General features: G+C 66.6%; 1 protein-coding gene. It reads left to right on the forward strand.

Going from position 1 to position 1,116, the window contains the following annotated elements; translation table 11 throughout:
- Positions 1–1,116, forward strand: a 1,116-nt coding sequence (locus ACS5Q0_RS27480) for a HoxN/HupN/NixA family nickel/cobalt transporter (protein WP_473129789.1), incomplete at both ends; no start/stop codon positions are given.

Below are 1,116 nucleotides of genomic sequence, written 5' to 3' on the forward strand. Positions count from 1 at the left end.
GATGCCCGATATCGCTCAACTGCTTCAATCCGGCGGCAACGGCTGGATTTACCTGCCCGTCGCGGTCCTGCTCGGTGCCCTTCACGGGCTGGAACCCGGGCACTCCAAGACCATGATGGCCGCCTACATCGTGGCGATCCGCGGCACCATCGGGCAGGCGGTGCTGCTAGGCGTCTGCGCCGCTCTCTCGCACTCGCTCATCGTCTGGATCGTCGCCATGCTCGGCCTGTCGCTCGGGCGCGAGATCCTGAACTCGCATTTCGAGGCTTGGCTGCTCATCGCCTCGGGCGTGATCATCCTCGGCATCGCCGCCTGGATGGTCTGGCGCACGGGCCAGAGCATCGGCTGGTTCCGCCGCCATCATGGCCATCACCATCACGGCCATGATCATGACCACCACCATGCCGAGGTCCGGACGATCGATACCGGCCATGGCGTCGTGGAGCTCTCGATTGCCGAGGACGGCATGCCGCCCCGCTGGCGCCTGCGCACATTGAGCGGCAACGCGTGGAAAGCGGAGGACGTGCTGGTCGAGACCGACCGAAGCGACGGATCGGGCGAGCGGTTCAGGTTTGTCGATCGAGACGGCTATCTCGAATCCGCAGGGGAAATTCCTGAACCGCACGAGTTCACGGCCCGCCTGCGGCTGTCGCATGGCGATCACGCCCATACCTACAAGGTCACCTTCGCCGAGCACGACCATGATCATGGGCACCATCATGCCGAAGGCGATGAAGATGCGCATGAGCGCGAGCACGCCGAGCAGATCGCCCGCCAGCTCGCGGCCAATGGCGGCAACGTCACCACGGGCCAAATCGCGTTGTTCGGCATCACCGGCGGCCTGATCCCCTGCCCGGCCTCGATCACCGTGCTGCTGATCTGCCTGCAGCTCGGCCAGTTCACTCTGGGAGCTGCGACCGTGGCGGCGTTCAGCCTGGGGCTGGCGATCACCATGGTGTCCATCGGCGTCGTGGCCGCCTGGGGGGTGCAGCATGCCTCGAAGCGGATCAGCCTGTCGGACCGCCTGCTCCGGCGCCTGCCCCTGGCCTCGGCCGGCCTCGTGGGTGTCCTCGGCACGGTCATGCTGATCCAGGGCCTGGTGGACCTCGCGGCACC

It is taken from the genome of Microvirga sp. HS2, from assembly GCF_055792805.1.